Source organism: Comamonas trifloxystrobinivorans, from assembly GCF_043359985.1.
Classification (GTDB): domain Bacteria; phylum Pseudomonadota; class Gammaproteobacteria; order Burkholderiales; family Burkholderiaceae_C; genus Comamonas; species Comamonas trifloxystrobinivorans.
Window position 1 is genome coordinate 1 of sequence record NZ_JBHZGV010000021.1, and the last position, 16,183, is coordinate 16,183.

The following is a 16,183-nucleotide window of genomic DNA, read 5'->3' on the forward strand; positions in this document are numbered from 1 at the left end:
ACGTGATTTCTTCATGGTAGAGATTCTCCTGTGAGAGTCTCTACTTCTCAGCGCGCTGGAATTGCGGGGGGATTACCATACCACAGACTTAAGCATCTAGCAGAACTCCTGAGAATAAACCGCACAGAGCATTTAACAATTGCCAACAGTCAAATTGCAAACCAAGGATAACAAATGGATTTACTGCGCAAATCTCTTTGTGCGAGCGTTGTTGCACCAATCCCGTCCTCAACTAGCGTAGGCTGGGGAGACGAATGAGACGCGCAGGGGTCGCGGTAAACCGCACAACGAACTGGAAGGTGTACAACGATCAGAAACTTCGTGCCCAGGTAGTAAACGCTAGCTTGGCAGAGCTCAAGTTCCCAACAGAACCAATTCACTCGTAGCCCAACGCTGGCACAGCGGCATCCCTCAACCTAACGTCCGCCTGCGGTACCACCGTCCCGAGTTAGTCAAGCAGCCATCATCACCGCTCAGCAGTCGTGCTCCTGCATGCATCCAGGCTCACGAACACCCCCTACCCATCGCCCTATCCGCAGCCATCGGAATAGGCCAAATTGCGTCAGCAGTTAGTTACATATAGTTTCGATTTAGCAAGATGCCCTAGAGGTAGCGCGCTCCACAAACGCCGTCTAGATAGTGTGGCCTCGGAATCGTTTCGGGATCGCACAAAACTACTGTCTACCTATCGGAGTCACTACCTATGAAACACAATCCAACCAACTTCGCTGCCGCCGCCGAATTTTCTCAAGTCTCCGGACAGCACGAATTTGTATCTGAGTGTAAGCTCAATCCCGACCAGATCGCCCTTGCACTCCTGGTGGGCCACGTCGCCACGCAGCAGCAGTCCATTGCGCAAATGGGTGCCATGTTGCGTGAAGTCCTGGACGCAATCGCCACCGTTGACGACCGCGTTGACATGGTTGCTGATCGCACCTGGAAGTCCCGCTTCTTGATCCTCGACGCAATCAATAAGGCCAAGAGCCAGCCTCACAAGCGCAATCGCTCTCTTGCCAAGAAGGCCTCTGCCATCAAGCGTCCGCGCAAGCTGTAAGCCCAATCAAAGGACGGGTTTCGCCCCGTCTTCTGTGCGTGCGACAGGGCCTATGCCTCGTACCCTGCCACGCACCTACCGAACCAATTCAGAGACGCCTCAAATGACTACCTCGAATATCCACTCCAACATCCCAAAATCTCCGGAAATGGATCGCCTCCAGACTGCTGCCTTGAAGATCCTCGCTATGCGCCAAGAAGAAGAAGAGGCAAATGAGCGTGCGCCCGCCCACAAGTCCCCGACCCACCCAGTCGACACGGTCGCGCCCTCAATGGCGGCAGAAATGATCGACCAAACTGAGGCCGAGCCGGGCGAAACCAGGATCACGGCTAACTGCGACGTATTAGCCATCTCCGGAACAGCGCAGGTCCAAACCTCGCATGTTCATTGGCAGCGCCTTGGAAACGAGCAAGAGGTTGCCCCATTTCCAGTGATCCATATGGCCTATATGGAGCCGACACATGGCTGGCTGGCAGATGTGGTTGCAGACACCATCCGTATGGAGCCTGAAGTCCTCGCGTCATCCATTGACAGCCCGGATGACGTAGGTCTCGCTGCCAAGCAAGAGCGGCGCCTGCCCGACCCCACGCTACCACCCCCAGTCGATGTGTCGCGAACGCTGCCAACACATACCTCTGCAGACTTTGAGCACATGCCGCGTCTCGAATGGCTAGTGCGTGATGTCTTCCACGGCGGGGAGGTCATTATCTTGTGGGGAGAGTCTCAAGCGGGAAAGACTGCATTGCTGCTCGACATGATAGCGGCGGTAGCCAGCGGCTCTGACTGGGCTGGCCACCCGGTCACCCAGACCAACGTGATCTATGTTGCATTGGAGGGCCAACTGGGGCTGCGCGCACGCGTCCAAGCTCTTGAGCATGACCGGGGTGGCCTCCATCAAAAGGGCATTCGCTACGTCTTTGATGCCTGCAACGTTGCCAGCACGGAAGATGTCGACGCATTGGCTGTGACGGCCTTGAAGCATCAGGCCAAGTTCATTGTGATTGACACCCTATCAGCCTCACTTGCCGGGACCGCGGAGGAAAACAGCAACTCAGCGATGGCAGGCATGATCGCTAACGTACAGCGCCTGACCAGGATGACTGGTGCCGCGGTTTTGCTCGTTCATCATTCGGGAAACGATCCTCGCCGCGGTGCGCGAGGAGCCTATGCCCTGCATGCGAACCCTGATGTGTCCATCGAGGTTGGCCGCAATGGCGACGAGCGCTACTGGCGCCTCGATAAGGGCCGTGACGGCAGCCATACGAAGGGCTGGTTTCGGATCGAACCCATCGAGTTTCAACCGGCGCATGAGACGGAGCCCCTCCAATCCATCGTCATCCGGCATGTGCAAGACTCCGACGACACGCAGGCGAACGATGCCATGGTATTCGCAGGTCACAAGCCCAAGACCCAGGAGCGGACGGATGTAGCACTGCAGGCAATTCGTCAGCATCTCCGCCAACTCGATCCGAATGGCAATGAGCAGCCGAATCCGGGGGAGGCGACCGAGGAGACTATTAGCAAGGTTGTTTCACAAGCGTTCAAGGATATGCACGAGGGCGGGGCAGAGGGCTATGGCAGTAACCATCGCGCAAAGAACGTCCGCGAGGCAATTCAATCCCTCATCTCAACTGGACTGCTACTCCGGGATGGGGGCAAGGTACGCATGTCGCTGTAACGTGTCGCTGCAACGGCAACCCACTCGTAGGCGGCCTAATGGACTCCATCCGAGAACCTATGAGAGGCGGCCTCGCTGAATTGCCCCCCACTCCCCAGTCCCCCTCCCCTAAAGGGGGAGAGGGGGACGGGGAGTCGGGGGAGTCGGGGGAGTCGGGGGAGTCAAGTGTCAGCCCAGGCAGATGCATCTCTTGCAGTTCAGATCTGGAGGCTACGCAGTCGAGGGAACGATCCGGCCTGCAAGATCGAAGCTGAAATGGCGATCCGTCAGGCTGCGATATACCCGAAGTGGTACAGAGAGGTACCAAAGCGCGGCACGAAAGATCCAGCCACTACCCCCATAGCCCAGGCACTCACGAATCTCCTCTGGGTACCACGTCGCATGCCGAAGCTAGGAAGCAGGCGCCCAGCATCGGCAAACCAATCCCACATCCCGGAGAAGCAACTCCAATCCCATGCTCAATACCCGCGCCCCGCCCGACAGTCCCCCTACGGGGGCGTCGTGGCGGGCGGGGCGCAGGGGTATCGAGCGCAGATGCATGGTCGGTCGAGCAATGGCAGCCCACTCGAAACCCACGACCCGAACTCCTCCCGCCCTCCACCCCTAAAAGGGGCGGGCGGGGGGGGCTCGGGCAGGGGCGGGGTCTACCGGATAGGTAGCTACCATGCAGGAATGTTAATGGATAGCAACAGAGACACAAGCTCAGAGCAAAGGCCACAGCATAGGAGCAATCGACCCGCGATAGTGCCGAAGTTGCACGGAGAAGTACCGAAGCGCTGCACAGAAAAACTAGCCGCTACCCCCATAGTCCAAGCGCCCACGAAACTCACCTCGGTACCACGTCGCATGCCGAAGCTAGGAAGCAGGCGCCCAGCATCGGCAAACCAATCCCACATCCCGGAGAAGCAACTCCAATCCCATGGCCAATACCCGCGCCCCGCCCGACAGCCCCCTACGGGGGCGTCGTGGCGGGCGGGGCGCAGGGGTATCGGGCGCAGCCCATGGGATGGCTGGAAGCCAGCCAGGGAGGGGCATGGCACCAGGCTAAAACGGAAACATACCCACCCGAAACTCGGGGCAGCCGGGCGGGATTAGGGTGTCTCAATTGAAGGACGAAAGCTTAAGGCGTTCAAGCCATCCCGCATACACCAACGGTGACAGCCAAACCCTGACAGGCTCAAAGCGAGCTAAATGCCTTCAGCCCCTGGTTAGCTCAAATGCGCTTGCGGGAAGGCTTGACTTGCGCATTGCTCACAGCGAGCCCAACCGCTTCAAACATCTCGAAAACTGAAATACCAAGGCCGTTTGCAATCACCTCCATCGCATTCAAGGTAGGGTTCGCCTGACCTCGTTCAATACGGCTGAGGTATGTCTGATAGAAGCCGCACTTCTCACCAAACTCGACTTGACTCAATCCAAGTTCAAGTCGCTTGTCTCGTACGAATTCTCCAAAGTGCTGGGCTAGGGTCTTCACCCCTCCAACTCTCGGTGTTATGCTCTAATTCACATAAACACTAATTCGTATATTTTGCACTCAAGGATGTCCAGAAAGCCCATGTACAACCTCTATCACGCAGACCAAAACGACCAATGGCGCTACACCCTGGGCACATCAGGCACACGTCCATTGATCACCATCGGCCTCAACCCGAGCACGGCAACACAGGAAAAATCAGACCCCACCGTAGCCAGGGTGCAGAAGGTCGCCGCGCTCAACGGATACGATGGATTCGTGATGCTCAACCTCTACCCCGTGCGAGCCACGGACTGGAGCGCCCTACCCACCCGAGCTGATGCCGAAGCCTATGCGCGCAATCTCGATGAGATGGAGAAATTGATCGCGCAGTACGAGACCCCAACGCTATGGGCTGCGTGGGGTGAGACTGTGGTGCTGCGCTCGTACTTCTTGAGGGCCCGAGACGAGCTGCATGCCCGAGTCGCAAAGTACTCGCCGCAGTGGCGCATGTTCGGCGAGCCCACCGCCAGCGGCCATCCAAGACACCCCAGCCGCCTCAACTACGACTGGAAGTTCCAACCCTACACGCTGGACTAGTCCGCGGCACACGCCCTGCATCCCTGTTCGGCCTCGTACCGAATCCTCGCAAGAAAACTCCTGCAGTGCCATCGTCCGCATAGGGCGCGGCACGCCCGCGGCTACCCCCTTCCTACCTCTGCCAACGCTGCTGAAAATTTTGTCCATCTATCCATCACAGCACACGAGAAGGACAAGAAGGACATGCCCATTGAGATTGCTAACACCCTATCCGGAGGTGGTACGTATGGCCGCTAAGGAACTAGGAGCCCAGCAGGTGGCCAACATCTGGCGGAGGGGATCGACACACGTCGGAGGCGTGCGCGGCCTGGTGCTGAACGTCACCATGTACGGATCGCGTAGCTGGCTGCTGCGCTACCAGGTGGGCGGCCGCCGCCGTGACCTGGGCCTTGGGTCCTATCCCTCGGTCACCCTCGCCCAAGCTAGGGACCTGGCACGCGAAGCTCGCCTCAAACTGGCACGCGGTATCGATCCAGTAGCCGACGCACAGCGCCTGCGTACCCAACTGGCCCAGGAGATGCAGCGAGCCATCACGTTCGCAGACGCCGCTACCAAGTACATCGACGCGCATGAGAAAGGCTGGAAGAACGTCAAGCATGTGGCGCAGTGGCGTTCATCCCTCGCTACCTACGCCAATCCTGTACTGGGCAGGGTGCCAGTGGCAGCGGTCGATGTAGAGATGGTGCTGCGGGTGATCGAGCCCATGTGGACCACCAAGACGGAAACAGCCAATCGGGTGCGGGGCCGGATCGAATCGGTACTGGACTGGGCAGTGGCCCGGGGCTATCGCAAGGATGCCAACCCGGCGCGCTGGAAGGGACTCCTGGACAAGCTACTACCGGCACCAGCAAAGGTCACCAAGACCGTGCACCACCGTGCCATGCCCTATGCCGATCTACCGGCGTTCATGGTGCAGTTGCGAAGTCAAGAAGGCAATGGCGCGCTGGCCCTGCAGTTCCTGATCCTGACGGCAACCCGGTCAGGCGAAGTGCGGGGAGCAAGGTGGGATGAGATCGATATCGCCAACCGCGTATGGACAATCCCAGCGGAGCGGATGAAAGCCCATAAGGAGCACCGCGTACCCCTGTCGGATGCAGCAATTGAGATCCTCAAGAACCAACGTGAGGTGGTACCTGCATCGTGCCTCTATGTGTTCCCGGGCTACCGGGCAAGTGCCGATCCCGAGACGGGTGCACCGCTCTCAAACATGACGCTAACTGCAGTCCTCCGCCGCCTGAATGTGGATGCGGTACCGCATGGGTTCCGCTCTACGTTCCGCGACTGGTGCGCAGAGAAAACACAGTACGCCAATGAGGTCGCGGAGATGGCCCTCGCACACACCGTCGCGAGCAAGGTGGAAGCCGCGTATCGACGCGGAGACATGCTGGAAAAGCGCCACGCACTCATGCAGGACTGGGGCAGCTACGCCATGACCGACGGTCATACCCTCGGGCAACCTGCGGCAATAAAACCTGCCGCCGTAACTTACAGCGACAGCTAAGAACCCGGGTCACAACACCGGTCAATCAACTAATCCGATCCCAATATAGAAAAGGAACAGCATGAGATTTCGTAACCCAGCCAGCGGACACATTGAAGAATTCGGGGAAGCCACATGGCTATGGATGCTGCTACTCGGCCCCATCTATCTGGCCTACAAACAGATGTGGTTGCAAGCGGCGATTGCGGCAGTCATTGCGGTATTCACGGGTGGCGTGTCATGGGTGTTCATTTACCCGTTCATCGCTAAGCGCATCGTCCGAGCACACTATGCAAAGGCGGGATGGTCCGAGGTGGCGGACGGCGCTGTCGTTACCAACGCCAGCGGTGCGCGAACGATTGACGTCCAAATACTACCCAAGGCGCCAGATGGACACTACCGCACGCTATCGGAAGTACACATCAAACTGGTGCGATGGACGCCATTCGAGCAGAAGTTCACGCAAGAAGATGCCGCGCAACGCCTGAGAGAGCAGACGCTGGCACTAGGCGGCAATGCCATCATCAATGTGCGCTATGAACAAAAGGACAAGACGCATTCGACAGCGGGCTATGTCGAGGCATGGGGAACCGCCATCATCAATGAGTCAGACACCATTGCATGCCCCTACTGCGCCGAGACGATCAAGCGGGATGCGGTGCGCTGCAAGCATTGCACAGCAGATCTAGCAGGTACCCGGATATGAGGCTAGCCCGAATCTCCGGTATGGCGAGGGGTACCCTCCTGGCCCTCCCGTGTGCTGCCGCGCTATTGGCCATGGGGGAGGGCATGGCTGCATCCTCAGATTGCTACGCGATCAAAGATGGGGACAAACGGGCGTACTGCCTGGCGGTGGTCAAGCGGGACTACGGGTACTGTCATCACATCAAGGATGGCGACAAGCGTAACCAGTGCATGGCAGAGGTCAAGGGGACGCGTAGTAACTGCTACGCGATCAAGGAGCAGGATGCGCGCAAAGCGTGTCTGGCTCAACAATAAAACTGAACTAAGCCCACGAAGGTAGACCGAAAGATAGCGCTCAAACTATCGGAGCAACCCCGTCATAAAGACGGAAATATCCGGATATGCACGATTCCAACGCTACGCGGTAGGCCCACCATCAGCTCCCCACCCACAGCACAACAGTGGGTAACCTGGAAGGTAGAAAAGCAAAACGGACCACATGGGCCCGTATTTCATGAATTCTTAACTAGGAGGGAGGGATTCGAACCCTCGGTACGTTTGCACGTACGCCTGATTTCGAGTCAGGTACATTCGACCACTCTGCCACCTCTCCGCAGCGCCGAAGCTGAAATTATAGCGGGAATTTTCGACCCTCCGACAAAAAACGAAGATTTCGATGAAATTGATGAAATCAGGATCGCTGATGGCAGGAATCGGCAGGGAAACAAGTAGCCGTTAGCCATGGTGCAAGAGGCACCGGGCTCCACTCCGCCCCCAGAAGGTTAAGTTGCTTCGCCCTCGCCTGCTGACACGGCAAAGGCGACGAACTCGGGTTTTCAAGAGTTAAGAAGTAAAGCCCATGGCCTCCGCTGACCGCTGGTTTGGGCTTTCACCACGGAACCTCTCATCAGAGACAGCCGGGGAGTGCTTTCAGAGAACTGCGGCAGAGGCCCGCTCAGCACTGCACACGCGAGTCGCTCAACCGATTCAGTTACCACGGCTCAGTCGGATGATCGTATTGCCCATCATCACACTGTTGGGCACCACCAATTCGTGGCCTTCGCTGTTGACCAGTTGCGTGAAGCCCAGAGAAATCACTTCCACTTTGGCGGTCACCACGCCCAAAGGAGAATTTATCTGGATCGTGTCGCCCACCCGAATTTGCCTGTAGAGCACCAACGAGAATCCCGCGATGACGTTACCCAGTGTGCTTTGCGCCGCCATGCCCACAACGACCGAGACAACGCTGACACCTGCCAGAAGCGCTGTACCGAGCGCGCGCAGTTCTGGTATCAGATGGGCGTAGAGCACAAACCCAAATACACAAGTCAGCAGCTGCGCAAACTCACTGACAAACTGCAGCGCCGTAGTGTCCGAAAGATGCGTTGCCACATGGCGCACGCTTCTGCGAATCAGTAAGACAACGACAAAAACCAGGCTCAGTATCAGCGCTCCTATTACAAGAGCCCCCAGAGTGGAGCGCGGCGACAGCGTTGAGCCAAATACACTTGAGACAGCATCCATGGCAGGCAAGCGGTAAAGCGGACGTCTGAGTGTATCCCTCTCCTGCATTTCTCTTGAAAGCCTGATCCACCGCATCCGCAAACCGCCGTCTCAGCTGGGTTCTGTGTATCGAACAGAGGCGCAATGCAGCAGGTTGGAAGGAAGCACTTTCAAAGATAAAAAACGGGCGCCCACCCGGGGCGCCCAAAGAGACAACTCGCTCGTTTGATTCTGTTGCGTCTGTACACTCCCGCCATCAAGCGGCTGCTGGTTCTGCAGCCTTTTTGGTGGACATGAACTTCAGCACGCGGGGCACAATCAGCACGGCCAGCACCACCACAATCAGGGCCAGCGACATGGGGCGCTGCCAGAAGATGCTCCAGCTGCCTTCGCCGATGGCGACCGCGTTGCGCATTTGCGCCTCGGCCAAGGGGCCCAGAATCATGCCCACCACCACCGGCGCGGTCGGGAAGTCAAAGCGGCGCATCACCACACCCAGCACGCCAATGGCCAGCAGCAGGTACAGGTCAAACGTGCTTTGGCGCATGCCGTAGGCACCCACGGTGGCGAAGATCAGAATACCGGCGTACAGCTGGGGCTTGGGAATCTTCAGCAACTTGACCCACATGCCGACCATGGGCAGGTTCAGCACCAGCAGCATCACGTTGCCGATGTAGAGTGATGCAATCAAAGCCCAAACCAACGCGGCCGAGCTGGTGAACAGTTGCGGGCCAGGGTTGATGCCGTAGTTCTGGAAAGCGCCCAGCAGCACCGCCGTGGTGTTGCTGGTGGGAATACCCAGCGTCAGCAGCGGGATGAGCGCCGCAGTCACCGTGGCGTTGTTGGCGGCTTCGGGGCCGGCCACGCCTTCAATGGCGCCTGTGGTGCCGAACTCGGCCTTGTCTTCGCCCTTGGCCAGCTTTTTCTCGGTGGCGTAGCTCAGGAAGGTAGGGATCTCGGTGCCGCCGGCGGGAATGCAGCCAAACGGCGTACCGATCAGCGTGCCACGCAACCAGGCGGGCCAAGAGCGCTTCCAGTCACGGCCGGTCATGTGTACGCGGCCCATCTTGTTTTGCGTGTCGCGGGTCTTGGCTTCGTAGAGTGCGTAGTACAGCACTTCGGCCACTGCGAACAGGCCCACGGCCACCAGCACGATGTCGACGCCATCGAGCAACTCAGGCTTGCCCATGGTGTAGCGGGCGGTGCCGGTGATCTGGTCCATGCCGATGCAGCCAATGGCCAAGCCCAGGAAAAGCGCCGTCATACCGCGCAGGCTGCTCTTGCCGAGCACCGCGCTCACCGTGGTGAATGCCAGCACCATCAGCATGAAGTACTCGGGCGGGCCCAGTTTCACGGCAAACTCGGCCACGTAGGGCGCAAACAAAGTCACCACCACCGTGGCAATCGTGCCTGCCAGGAAGGAGCCAATCGCCGCCGTGGCCAGCGCTGCGCCAGCCCGGCCGCTCTTGGCCATTTTGTTGCCTTCCATGGCGGTGACCATGCTGGCCGTCTCGCCCGGTGTGTTGAGCAAAATCGATGTGGTAGAGCCGCCATACATGGCGCCGTAGTAGATGCCCGAGAAGAAGATCATCGAGGCCGTGACATCGACCTTGGCCGTGATCGGCAGCAACATCGCCACCGCCACTGCCGGGCCGATGCCGGGCAACACGCCCACCGCCGTGCCCAGCGCGCAGCCAACCAAAGCCCAGAGCAGGTTGACCGGCGTGATCGCGGTCGCAAACCCTTGCATGAGTGCGTTGAAGATATCCATCACAGCCACCCCGTTTCCGTCAGGCCTGGCAAGTTGATCGCCAGGAATTGGGTGAACACCCAGAACACAGGCGCAGCAATCAGCACGCCGGTCACCAGGTCAATCACGATGGTCTTGGCGCTGCCTGCATGGGCTTGGCCCGTGGCACGGCGCAAGCCTTGGGTAGCCAGCGCGTAGCAAACCGTGCAGCTGACGATGAAGCCCAGCGTGGTGATCAGCGCTGCGTTCACCAGCAAACCTGCGCACACCCAGGCCAGCGCGCCCCAGTCGCCGTGTTGCGCGCCATCGGGTGCATCCAGGTGGCGGTAGCCGCCGCTCAGCGCTTCCCAGCACAGCCATAGGCCGCACAAGCCCAGCACGCAGGCCGCAAGCCAAGGCAGAAAGTCAGGCCCGACACCGCTGTAACCGGCTTGGGAAGGAATGTGCAAGGCGCCCCAGGACAACAGCCCTGCCACCACCAAAACCGCAATGCCCACGGCCAATTGGGCCGAAGTGCGCGGTTGGTGCGCATGTTCAAATGCGACAGGCTCGGCGCCCTGCAGCACTGCCTGCGCCGTGGTGGCGGTGGCAATTGCGTCGCTCGATTCAGCCCTTTGGCTCATGGTGAGGCCTCCTTGCTTATGTTGTTGTGCTGCTGGTGCCGGTGCAGTGTTGGCCAATTTTTGGCAACACCCAACCAGAGCGCTTGCCTGCCAAGCGCCAGCTGCTAGTTTTTGACAAGTCGCCAAGAGCGCCAGGCTCTTGGTTTCATGGACTTTCCGGTGTTTACGAGACCATGCCGGCGCGGGTCATGGTGTCTTTGAGACTGGCAAACTGGTCAGCCACAAACTTGGTGAAGTCATCGCCAGCCAGCCAGGCGGCCGTCCAGTCGTTCTTCTTCATCGACTCGGCCCAGCTTGCGCTCTTCATGGCCTTGTCCAGCATGTCGATCAGCGTCTTGCGTTGCTCGGCGCTGATGCCGGGCGCGCCATACACGCCGCGCCAGTTGCCGATTTCCACATCAATGCCCTGCTCCTTGAGCGTGGGGATACTGGAGCCTTCCAGGCGCTGCGCCGAGGTGACGGCAATCGGCTTCATCTTGCCGGTGGTGATGTACTCGGCAAACTCGCTGAAGCCGCTGCCGCCCACGGTCACGTTGCCACCCAGGATGGCGGCAATCGCCTCGCCGCCCCCACGGAAAGCCACGTAGTTGATCTTGGCAGGGTCCACGCCCACCGCCTTCGCAATCATGGCGGCAGCAATGTGCTCGGTAGAGCCACGCGAGCCACCGCCCCATTTCACCGAACCGGGGTCCTTCTTGAGCTGGGCCACCACTTCGGCCATGGTCTTGAAAGGCGAATTGGCGGGCAGCACGAACACGTTGTACTCGCTGGTCAGGCGGGCCAGCGGCGTGGCCTGGCTCAGGTCCACCGGCGGCTTGCCGGTGATGATGCCGCCCAGCATGACGGCGCCCATCACCATCAGCGCATTGGCATCGCCCTTGCTGCCGTTGACGAACTGAGCCAGGCCAATCGCACCAGCCGCTCCCCCTTTGTTGTCGTATGTCACCGAGCCAGCCACGCCGGCATCTTGCAAAGCCTTGCCCAGGGCACGGCCCGTCGTGTCCCAGCCGCCACCGGGGTTGGCAGGCAGCAGCATCTTCAGGTTGGCGGCCGCATGGGCGCTCAGCGGCGGGGAACCGGCCGCAGCCAAAGCCAGCAGAGATTTGAGGAATTCGTCACGACGCATGCTTGTCTCCTGTGAATCGGTGTTGTTGATGGTGGAATGATCGGGCAGCCAGCTGTCAAATGGCTGTCATCCGGGCCGCAATTTCCTAGGGGAAACACCAAGACGACTGTCAACAATCCAGCCACAGCGGGCCGCCAAGGCGGGCTCAATTTCGTGCAAACTGCTGTCCATGCACCTGCTTTTGATCGAGGACGACGCCACCATGCAAACCACGCTGCAGCGCACGCTGCGCCGCCGGGGCATGGAAGTCACACCTGTCACCGACGGCGCCGCCGCCCTGCCCGCCTGGCGCCAGCTGCGGCCCGATGCAGTGTTGCTGGACCTGAGCCTGCCCAACCTCGACGGCTTGGAAATCATTGCCCAGGCCCGTGCCGAAGGGCTGGCCGCGCCCACGCTGATCCTCACCGCCCGTGGCACCGTGGGCGACCGCGTGCTGGGCCTGAACTCCGGCGCTGACGACTACCTGGCCAAACCTTTTGACCTGGACGAGCTAGAAGCCCGCATCCGCGCCTTGGTACGCCGCGCCCAGCCCAGCAGTGCAGAAAGCAGCTCAGCAGCCAACAGCCAGTCGGCCGGCAGCCTGCGCTACGACAAAAGCGCCGAGGCCTTTTATTGGCAAGACGCGATCTTGGAGCTGACGCCGCGCGAAGTCGCCTTTCTCAAAACCCTGATCCAGCCGCTGGGCCAAGCCGTCACCAAAGAGCGCTTGTTCCACGCCGTGTTCGCCAATGAACCCGATGTACAGCTGGAAGCCGTCGAGGTAGTGGCCTACCGACTGCGCAAAAAACTGGCGCCCACTGGCATGCAGCTGATGACCTTGCGCGGCCTGGGCTACCTGCTCAAAGCCGCCAGCGGCGATCAGGCAGCTTGAATCTTCAGCTCCAGCCGCAGCTTCAGCCGCATGTCCAGCCCTCCACCACGCACCCACATCGCCCTGGCGGGCAGCAGCTCCATCCGGCGCAACCTGTTGCTGGGCATCTTGCTGCCCGTGGTCGTGTTCATGGTCTACAACACCAGCAGCCTCTACCAGCAATCGCTGCAATCTCTCAACACCGCTTACGACCGCAGCTTGCTGGCATCGGCCAAGGTGATTGGCGAGCAACTCACGGTGCAGGGCTACGACGAGCTGGCCGTGGTCGAATCTACCGTGCCCTACTCCGCGCTGGAAGCCTTTGAGGCCGACAACCAATCGCGGCTGTTCTACCGCATCTCGTCCATGGCGGGCGAGCTGATCGGCGGCTTCGGCGAGCTGCCGCTGTGGCGTGGCCGCATAGCGCAACAGCCGCCTTACGCCGCGCTGGTCGATTTTTACAACGGCGAGTTTCGTGGCATGCCCGTGCGCATAGCCGCGTTGCTGCAACCCGTGGCCAGCCCGCATGGCCGAGGCATGGCGATTGTGCAAGTGGCAGAAACCTTGCAGATTCGCGAATCGCTGGCCCGCGAGATTCTGCTGGCCACCTTGCTCAAGCAGGCACTGCTGTTTGTCTGCATCGCCTGCGTGGTGGTGTTTGTGGTGCGCCGTGCCACCATGCCCATCTTGCAGCTCAGCGAACAGCTCAACAACCGCAGCGACGACGACCTGCAGCCGCTGCACGCCCCCATCGCAACGCCGGTGGAGGTGTTGCCGCTGGTCGATTCCACCAACCGCGTCATGGCTCGCCTGGCCCATTTGCTGCAGCACCAAAAGCGCTTTGTGCGCGACGCCTCGCACCAGCTGCGCACGCCCTTGGCCGTGCTCAAAGCGCAAGTGCAATCGGCCCTGCGTGGCGATGTGGAGCCACGCCAGGCTTTGCAAGAAATCAGCAGCACGGTCGACCGCGCCACCCAACTCGCCAACCAAATGCTGTCGCTGGCCAAGGTAGAGCAACTGCAACAATCCGAGCCACTGCAAACGGTAGATCTCACGGCCATCGTGCGCGACATGGTGATTGAGCTCTCGCCGCTGCTCGCCGAGAAAAACCTGCAGTTCGAGCTGGACAGCGACGAAGTCCAACTACCCTCCCACCCCTGGATGCTGCGCGAGCTGGTGCGTAACCTTTTGCACAATGCCATCCAGCATTCCCCCGAAGGCGCGCCACTGCAAGTAGTGCTGCAACAAAACGCCGGCGCCAGCAGCCTGCGCATCAGCGATTGGGGCAGCGGCGTCTCGCCCCAAATCCAGGCGCGCCTGGCCGAGCCCTTTGTCACCAGCAACCTCAACGGCGGCTCGGGCCTGGGCCTGGCCATTTGCCGCTCCATCTGTGCCGCCACCAACGCCCAGCTGCATCTGCGCAACCGCTTGCGCAATGGCAAAACCGAAGGCTTCGATGCAGTGGTAGAGTTTGCATCCCCCCACTCCGCATCCACCGAACTGACTGATGCCCAGCACCGCCACTGACACCGCCGACTCCGCCACCATGCGCCTGGACAAATGGCTGTGGTGCGCGCGCTTTTACAAAACCCGCGCCATCGCCGTGGAAGCAATCGCCAAAGGCCACGTCAAGGTCAACCAAGCCAACGCCAAGCCCAGCAAAGATGTGCGTGCCGGCGATACGGTAGAGCTCAAACAAGGCAATATCCCCAAGACGGTCACCATCGCCGCCGTGGCCAGCACCCGCGGCCCGGCGCCTGCCGCGCAACTGCTGTACACCGAAACCGAAGCCAGCATTGCCTTGCGCGCCAGCCTCAGCGAACAGCGCCGCCTGGCCCCCGAGCCCGCATCCACCCTGAAAGATGGCCGCCCCACCAAACGCAACCGCCGCGAGCTGCAAGGCCTGCAGCAATGGGACGAGCGTTGGAGCAGCCGCATGTACAGCCCGGATGAGTGAGGGCTGGGGTTGGGCCGCTTACTTAGCCGCCTATTTAGAGCCGCTTAGGTCATCAGCCAGCCACCGGCCACGTCCAACACTTGGCCGGTGACAAACCGAGACTGGTCGGAGGCCAGAAACAGGCAGGCATCGCTGACTTCCTCAGGCGTTCCCAGGCGGCGCAGCGCTGTAACGCGCGTCACGGCATCATTCACTTCCTGGGCCACTGATTTGAGCAAGGGCGTGCTGATACGGCCAGGCGCCAAGGCGTTCACCGTGATCGCATATGACATAGGAACACTGAGGGCCGCTGCGGTTGACTTGATATTTAGTCGCGGCGTGCTTCCATTTAGAAATGGGATCAGAAGGCTGGGGCGAAATGGTTTCAGGAGGTGGATCGAACGACATGGTGTCGCCTCCGCCTTCACCAAATCGCCACCCTGAGTTTTCCTCTTCAATTCACCGTCACGTTCGCAACACGGATCAGTTCAGCAAATTTCGGAACATCACGAGCAATTAATGTCTGGAATGCTGCGCTTCCCTGCTCAGAATCCGAAGGTGCCTGCGCAGCTAACTTGTCCAGCGATTCACGCACTGCGGAGTCCTTGAGCGCTGCGTTCAATGCGGACTCAAGCCGTGTGACCACGGGTACGGGGGTGCCCGCTGGCGCTGCGATTCCATTCCATACGCTCATGTCGAATGCTGCAACGCCCGCTTCTGCAAACGTAGGCACATCTGGCATCTGCGCCAGGCGCGTCTTGCTAGCTACCGCCAGAGCACGTACGCGGCCGCTTTGATGAAGCGAGATCATCGTGACAGTCTGATCGATGACGGCGTCTACCGTACCGGCCATCAGGTCAGCGATGGCGGGGCCTGCGCCACGGTAGGGGATCTGCACTCCTTCCGTTGAGGTCACGTGTAGGAAATTAGCCGCAGCGATATGGCTAGTAGATCCTGATCCGGCATTGCCGAAATTCACACGCTCCGATTTATCACGTAGCTTAGCGAGCATATCCGACATGTCCTTGACACCGCTAGCATTGCTCACTGACAGCACCATGGGCACTGTCGCCACCAGACCCACTGCAACCATGTCCTTGCGAGGATCGAAGTTTGATTTGGGATAAAGCGATGGCGCTATAGCCAACGAGCCCATGTTGCCAAAGCTGATAGTGTAGCCATCAGGAGCCGCTCGCAGCACGCGCTGGTTGCCGATCATCGTTCCTCCACCGCCAATATTTTCGATGACCACGGATTGCCCTAGGCTCTTACCCATGGCCGTAGCGACAATACGCGCCAAACCATCCGTGGACCCGCCAGGCGCATATGGCACAACCATCGTGATCGGGCGCGTTGGAAAATCCTGAGCCTGTGTCACGCCATTCAACATGGCGAGACATGCTGCAGCCAGCCAATACTTTTTCATTTCTTTGTCTCCTTGAGTTT

14 protein-coding genes, 1 tRNA gene and 1 pseudogene are annotated in these 16,183 nt (G+C 59.8%); 8 read left to right on the top strand and 8 right to left on the bottom strand.

What is annotated here, in order from left to right; translation table 11 throughout:
- Nucleotides 1-703 precede the first annotated feature (703 nt).
- A complete protein-coding gene (locus tag ACFIQF_RS21125) occupies nt 704-1,054 on the top strand; it encodes a hypothetical protein (RefSeq protein ID WP_393945621.1) in 351 nt (116 codons plus the stop codon).
- A gap of 103 nt (nt 1,055-1,157) precedes the next feature.
- Nucleotides 1,158-2,732: an AAA family ATPase gene (locus ACFIQF_RS21130; RefSeq protein WP_393945622.1), complete on the top strand. Its 1,575-nt coding sequence runs from the start codon at nt 1,158-1,160 to the stop codon at nt 2,730-2,732.
- A gap of 1,213 nt (nt 2,733-3,945) precedes the next feature.
- On the opposite strand, the gene ACFIQF_RS21135 is transcribed toward ACFIQF_RS21130, so the two are convergent.
- Nucleotides 3,946-4,206, bottom strand: coding sequence for a helix-turn-helix domain-containing protein (locus tag ACFIQF_RS21135; RefSeq protein WP_393945623.1), 261 nt, complete (start codon nt 4,204-4,206; stop codon nt 3,946-3,948).
- 81 nt (nt 4,207-4,287) lie between these two features.
- Between ACFIQF_RS21135 and ACFIQF_RS21140 the strand changes: the two genes are divergently transcribed.
- From ACFIQF_RS21140 to ACFIQF_RS21150, 3 genes are all read left to right on the top strand, one after another.
- Nucleotides 4,288-4,785, top strand: coding sequence for a DUF1643 domain-containing protein (locus ACFIQF_RS21140; protein ID WP_393945624.1), 498 nt, complete (start codon nt 4,288-4,290; stop codon nt 4,783-4,785).
- A 226-nt stretch (nt 4,786-5,011) separates the two neighbouring features.
- Nucleotides 5,012-6,286, top strand: a complete 1,275-nt coding sequence (locus ACFIQF_RS21145) for a tyrosine-type recombinase/integrase (RefSeq protein WP_393945625.1) — start codon at nt 5,012-5,014, stop codon at nt 6,284-6,286.
- A 61-nt stretch (nt 6,287-6,347) separates the two neighbouring features.
- A complete protein-coding gene (locus ACFIQF_RS21150) occupies nt 6,348-6,971 on the top strand; it encodes a heavy metal-binding domain-containing protein (protein WP_393945626.1) in 624 nt (207 codons plus the stop codon).
- Between the two features lie 506 nt (nt 6,972-7,477).
- Here the strand turns inward: ACFIQF_RS21150 and ACFIQF_RS21155 are convergent.
- The 5 genes from ACFIQF_RS21155 to ACFIQF_RS21175 all read right to left on the bottom strand — a co-directional run bounded on the left by ACFIQF_RS21155 (nt 7,478) and on the right by ACFIQF_RS21175 (nt 11,951).
- Nucleotides 7,478-7,562 (bottom strand) — tRNA-Ser (locus ACFIQF_RS21155).
- A 374-nt stretch (nt 7,563-7,936) separates the two neighbouring features.
- On the bottom strand, nt 7,937-8,473 hold the full coding sequence (locus ACFIQF_RS21160) for a mechanosensitive ion channel domain-containing protein (RefSeq protein ID WP_393945627.1): 537 nt from the start codon (nt 8,471-8,473) through the stop codon (nt 7,937-7,939).
- 235 nt (nt 8,474-8,708) lie between these two features.
- Complete coding sequence (locus tag ACFIQF_RS21165) at nt 8,709-10,223, bottom strand: tripartite tricarboxylate transporter permease (protein WP_393945628.1); 1,515 nt, start codon at nt 10,221-10,223, stop codon at nt 8,709-8,711.
- Nucleotides 10,223-10,825: a tripartite tricarboxylate transporter TctB family protein gene (locus ACFIQF_RS21170; protein WP_393945629.1), complete on the bottom strand. Its 603-nt coding sequence runs from the start codon at nt 10,823-10,825 to the stop codon at nt 10,223-10,225. Before ACFIQF_RS21170 ends, ACFIQF_RS21165 begins: the two co-directional genes overlap by 1 nt.
- A gap of 163 nt (nt 10,826-10,988) precedes the next feature.
- Nucleotides 10,989-11,951 carry a Bug family tripartite tricarboxylate transporter substrate binding protein gene (locus tag ACFIQF_RS21175; protein WP_393945630.1) on the bottom strand — a complete coding sequence of 321 codons (963 nt, stop codon included), beginning with the start codon at nt 11,949-11,951 and terminating at the stop codon, nt 10,989-10,991.
- A 169-nt stretch (nt 11,952-12,120) separates the two neighbouring features.
- Here ACFIQF_RS21175 and ACFIQF_RS21180 point away from each other — a divergent pair, with 169 nt between their 5' ends.
- The 3 genes from ACFIQF_RS21180 to ACFIQF_RS21190 are packed head-to-tail and all read left to right on the top strand — an operon-like array spanning nt 12,121 to nt 14,758.
- Nucleotides 12,121-12,822 (top strand): response regulator transcription factor, encoded by a 702-nt coding sequence (locus tag ACFIQF_RS21180; RefSeq protein ID WP_393945631.1) that lies wholly within the window; start codon nt 12,121-12,123, stop codon nt 12,820-12,822.
- A gap of 30 nt (nt 12,823-12,852) precedes the next feature.
- Entirely contained in the window at nt 12,853-14,328 is a 1,476-nt protein-coding gene (locus ACFIQF_RS21185; protein WP_393945632.1) for a sensor histidine kinase, read from the top strand.
- Nucleotides 14,309-14,758 (top strand): RNA-binding S4 domain-containing protein, encoded by a 450-nt coding sequence (locus tag ACFIQF_RS21190; RefSeq protein WP_393945633.1) that lies wholly within the window; start codon nt 14,309-14,311, stop codon nt 14,756-14,758. Before ACFIQF_RS21185 ends, ACFIQF_RS21190 begins: the two co-directional genes overlap by 20 nt.
- Nucleotides 14,759-14,802: 44 nt before the next feature.
- On the opposite strand, the pseudogene ACFIQF_RS21195 reads toward ACFIQF_RS21190, so the two are convergent.
- Together ACFIQF_RS21195 and ACFIQF_RS21200 are read right to left on the bottom strand one after the other, a co-directional pair.
- A pseudogene (locus ACFIQF_RS21195) lies at nt 14,803-15,024 on the bottom strand (SDR family oxidoreductase); the annotation flags it as partial.
- Between the two features lie 167 nt (nt 15,025-15,191).
- Entirely contained in the window at nt 15,192-16,163 is a 972-nt protein-coding gene (locus ACFIQF_RS21200) for a Bug family tripartite tricarboxylate transporter substrate binding protein (protein ID WP_393945634.1), read from the bottom strand.
- Between the last annotated feature and the right edge of the window lie 20 nt (nt 16,164-16,183).

Bases quoted from the DNA above. Each gene is read 5' to 3' on its own strand.
- ACFIQF_RS21150 (WP_393945626.1), top strand. From the start codon at position 6,348: ATGAGATTTCGTAACCCAGCCAGCGGACACATTGAAGAATTCGGGGAA.
- ACFIQF_RS21185 (WP_393945632.1), top strand. From the start codon at position 12,853: ATGTCCAGCCCTCCACCACGCACCCACATCGCCCTGGCGGGCAGCAGC.
- ACFIQF_RS21160 (WP_393945627.1), bottom strand. From the start codon at position 8,473: ATGGATGCTGTCTCAAGTGTATTTGGCTCAACGCTGTCGCCGCGCTCC.
- ACFIQF_RS21175 (WP_393945630.1), bottom strand. From the start codon at position 11,951: ATGCGTCGTGACGAATTCCTCAAATCTCTGCTGGCTTTGGCTGCGGCC.
- ACFIQF_RS21125 (WP_393945621.1), top strand. From the start codon at position 704: ATGAAACACAATCCAACCAACTTCGCTGCCGCCGCCGAATTTTCTCAA.
- ACFIQF_RS21180 (WP_393945631.1), top strand. From the start codon at position 12,121: ATGCACCTGCTTTTGATCGAGGACGACGCCACCATGCAAACCACGCTG.
- ACFIQF_RS21170 (WP_393945629.1), bottom strand. From the start codon at position 10,825: ATGAGCCAAAGGGCTGAATCGAGCGACGCAATTGCCACCGCCACCACG.
- ACFIQF_RS21140 (WP_393945624.1), top strand. From the start codon at position 4,288: ATGTACAACCTCTATCACGCAGACCAAAACGACCAATGGCGCTACACC.
- ACFIQF_RS21190 (WP_393945633.1), top strand. From the start codon at position 14,309: ATGCCCAGCACCGCCACTGACACCGCCGACTCCGCCACCATGCGCCTG.
- ACFIQF_RS21200 (WP_393945634.1), bottom strand. From the start codon at position 16,163: ATGAAAAAGTATTGGCTGGCTGCAGCATGTCTCGCCATGTTGAATGGC.
- ACFIQF_RS21165 (WP_393945628.1), bottom strand. From the start codon at position 10,223: ATGGATATCTTCAACGCACTCATGCAAGGGTTTGCGACCGCGATCACG.
- ACFIQF_RS21145 (WP_393945625.1), top strand. From the start codon at position 5,012: ATGGCCGCTAAGGAACTAGGAGCCCAGCAGGTGGCCAACATCTGGCGG.
- ACFIQF_RS21130 (WP_393945622.1), top strand. From the start codon at position 1,158: ATGACTACCTCGAATATCCACTCCAACATCCCAAAATCTCCGGAAATG.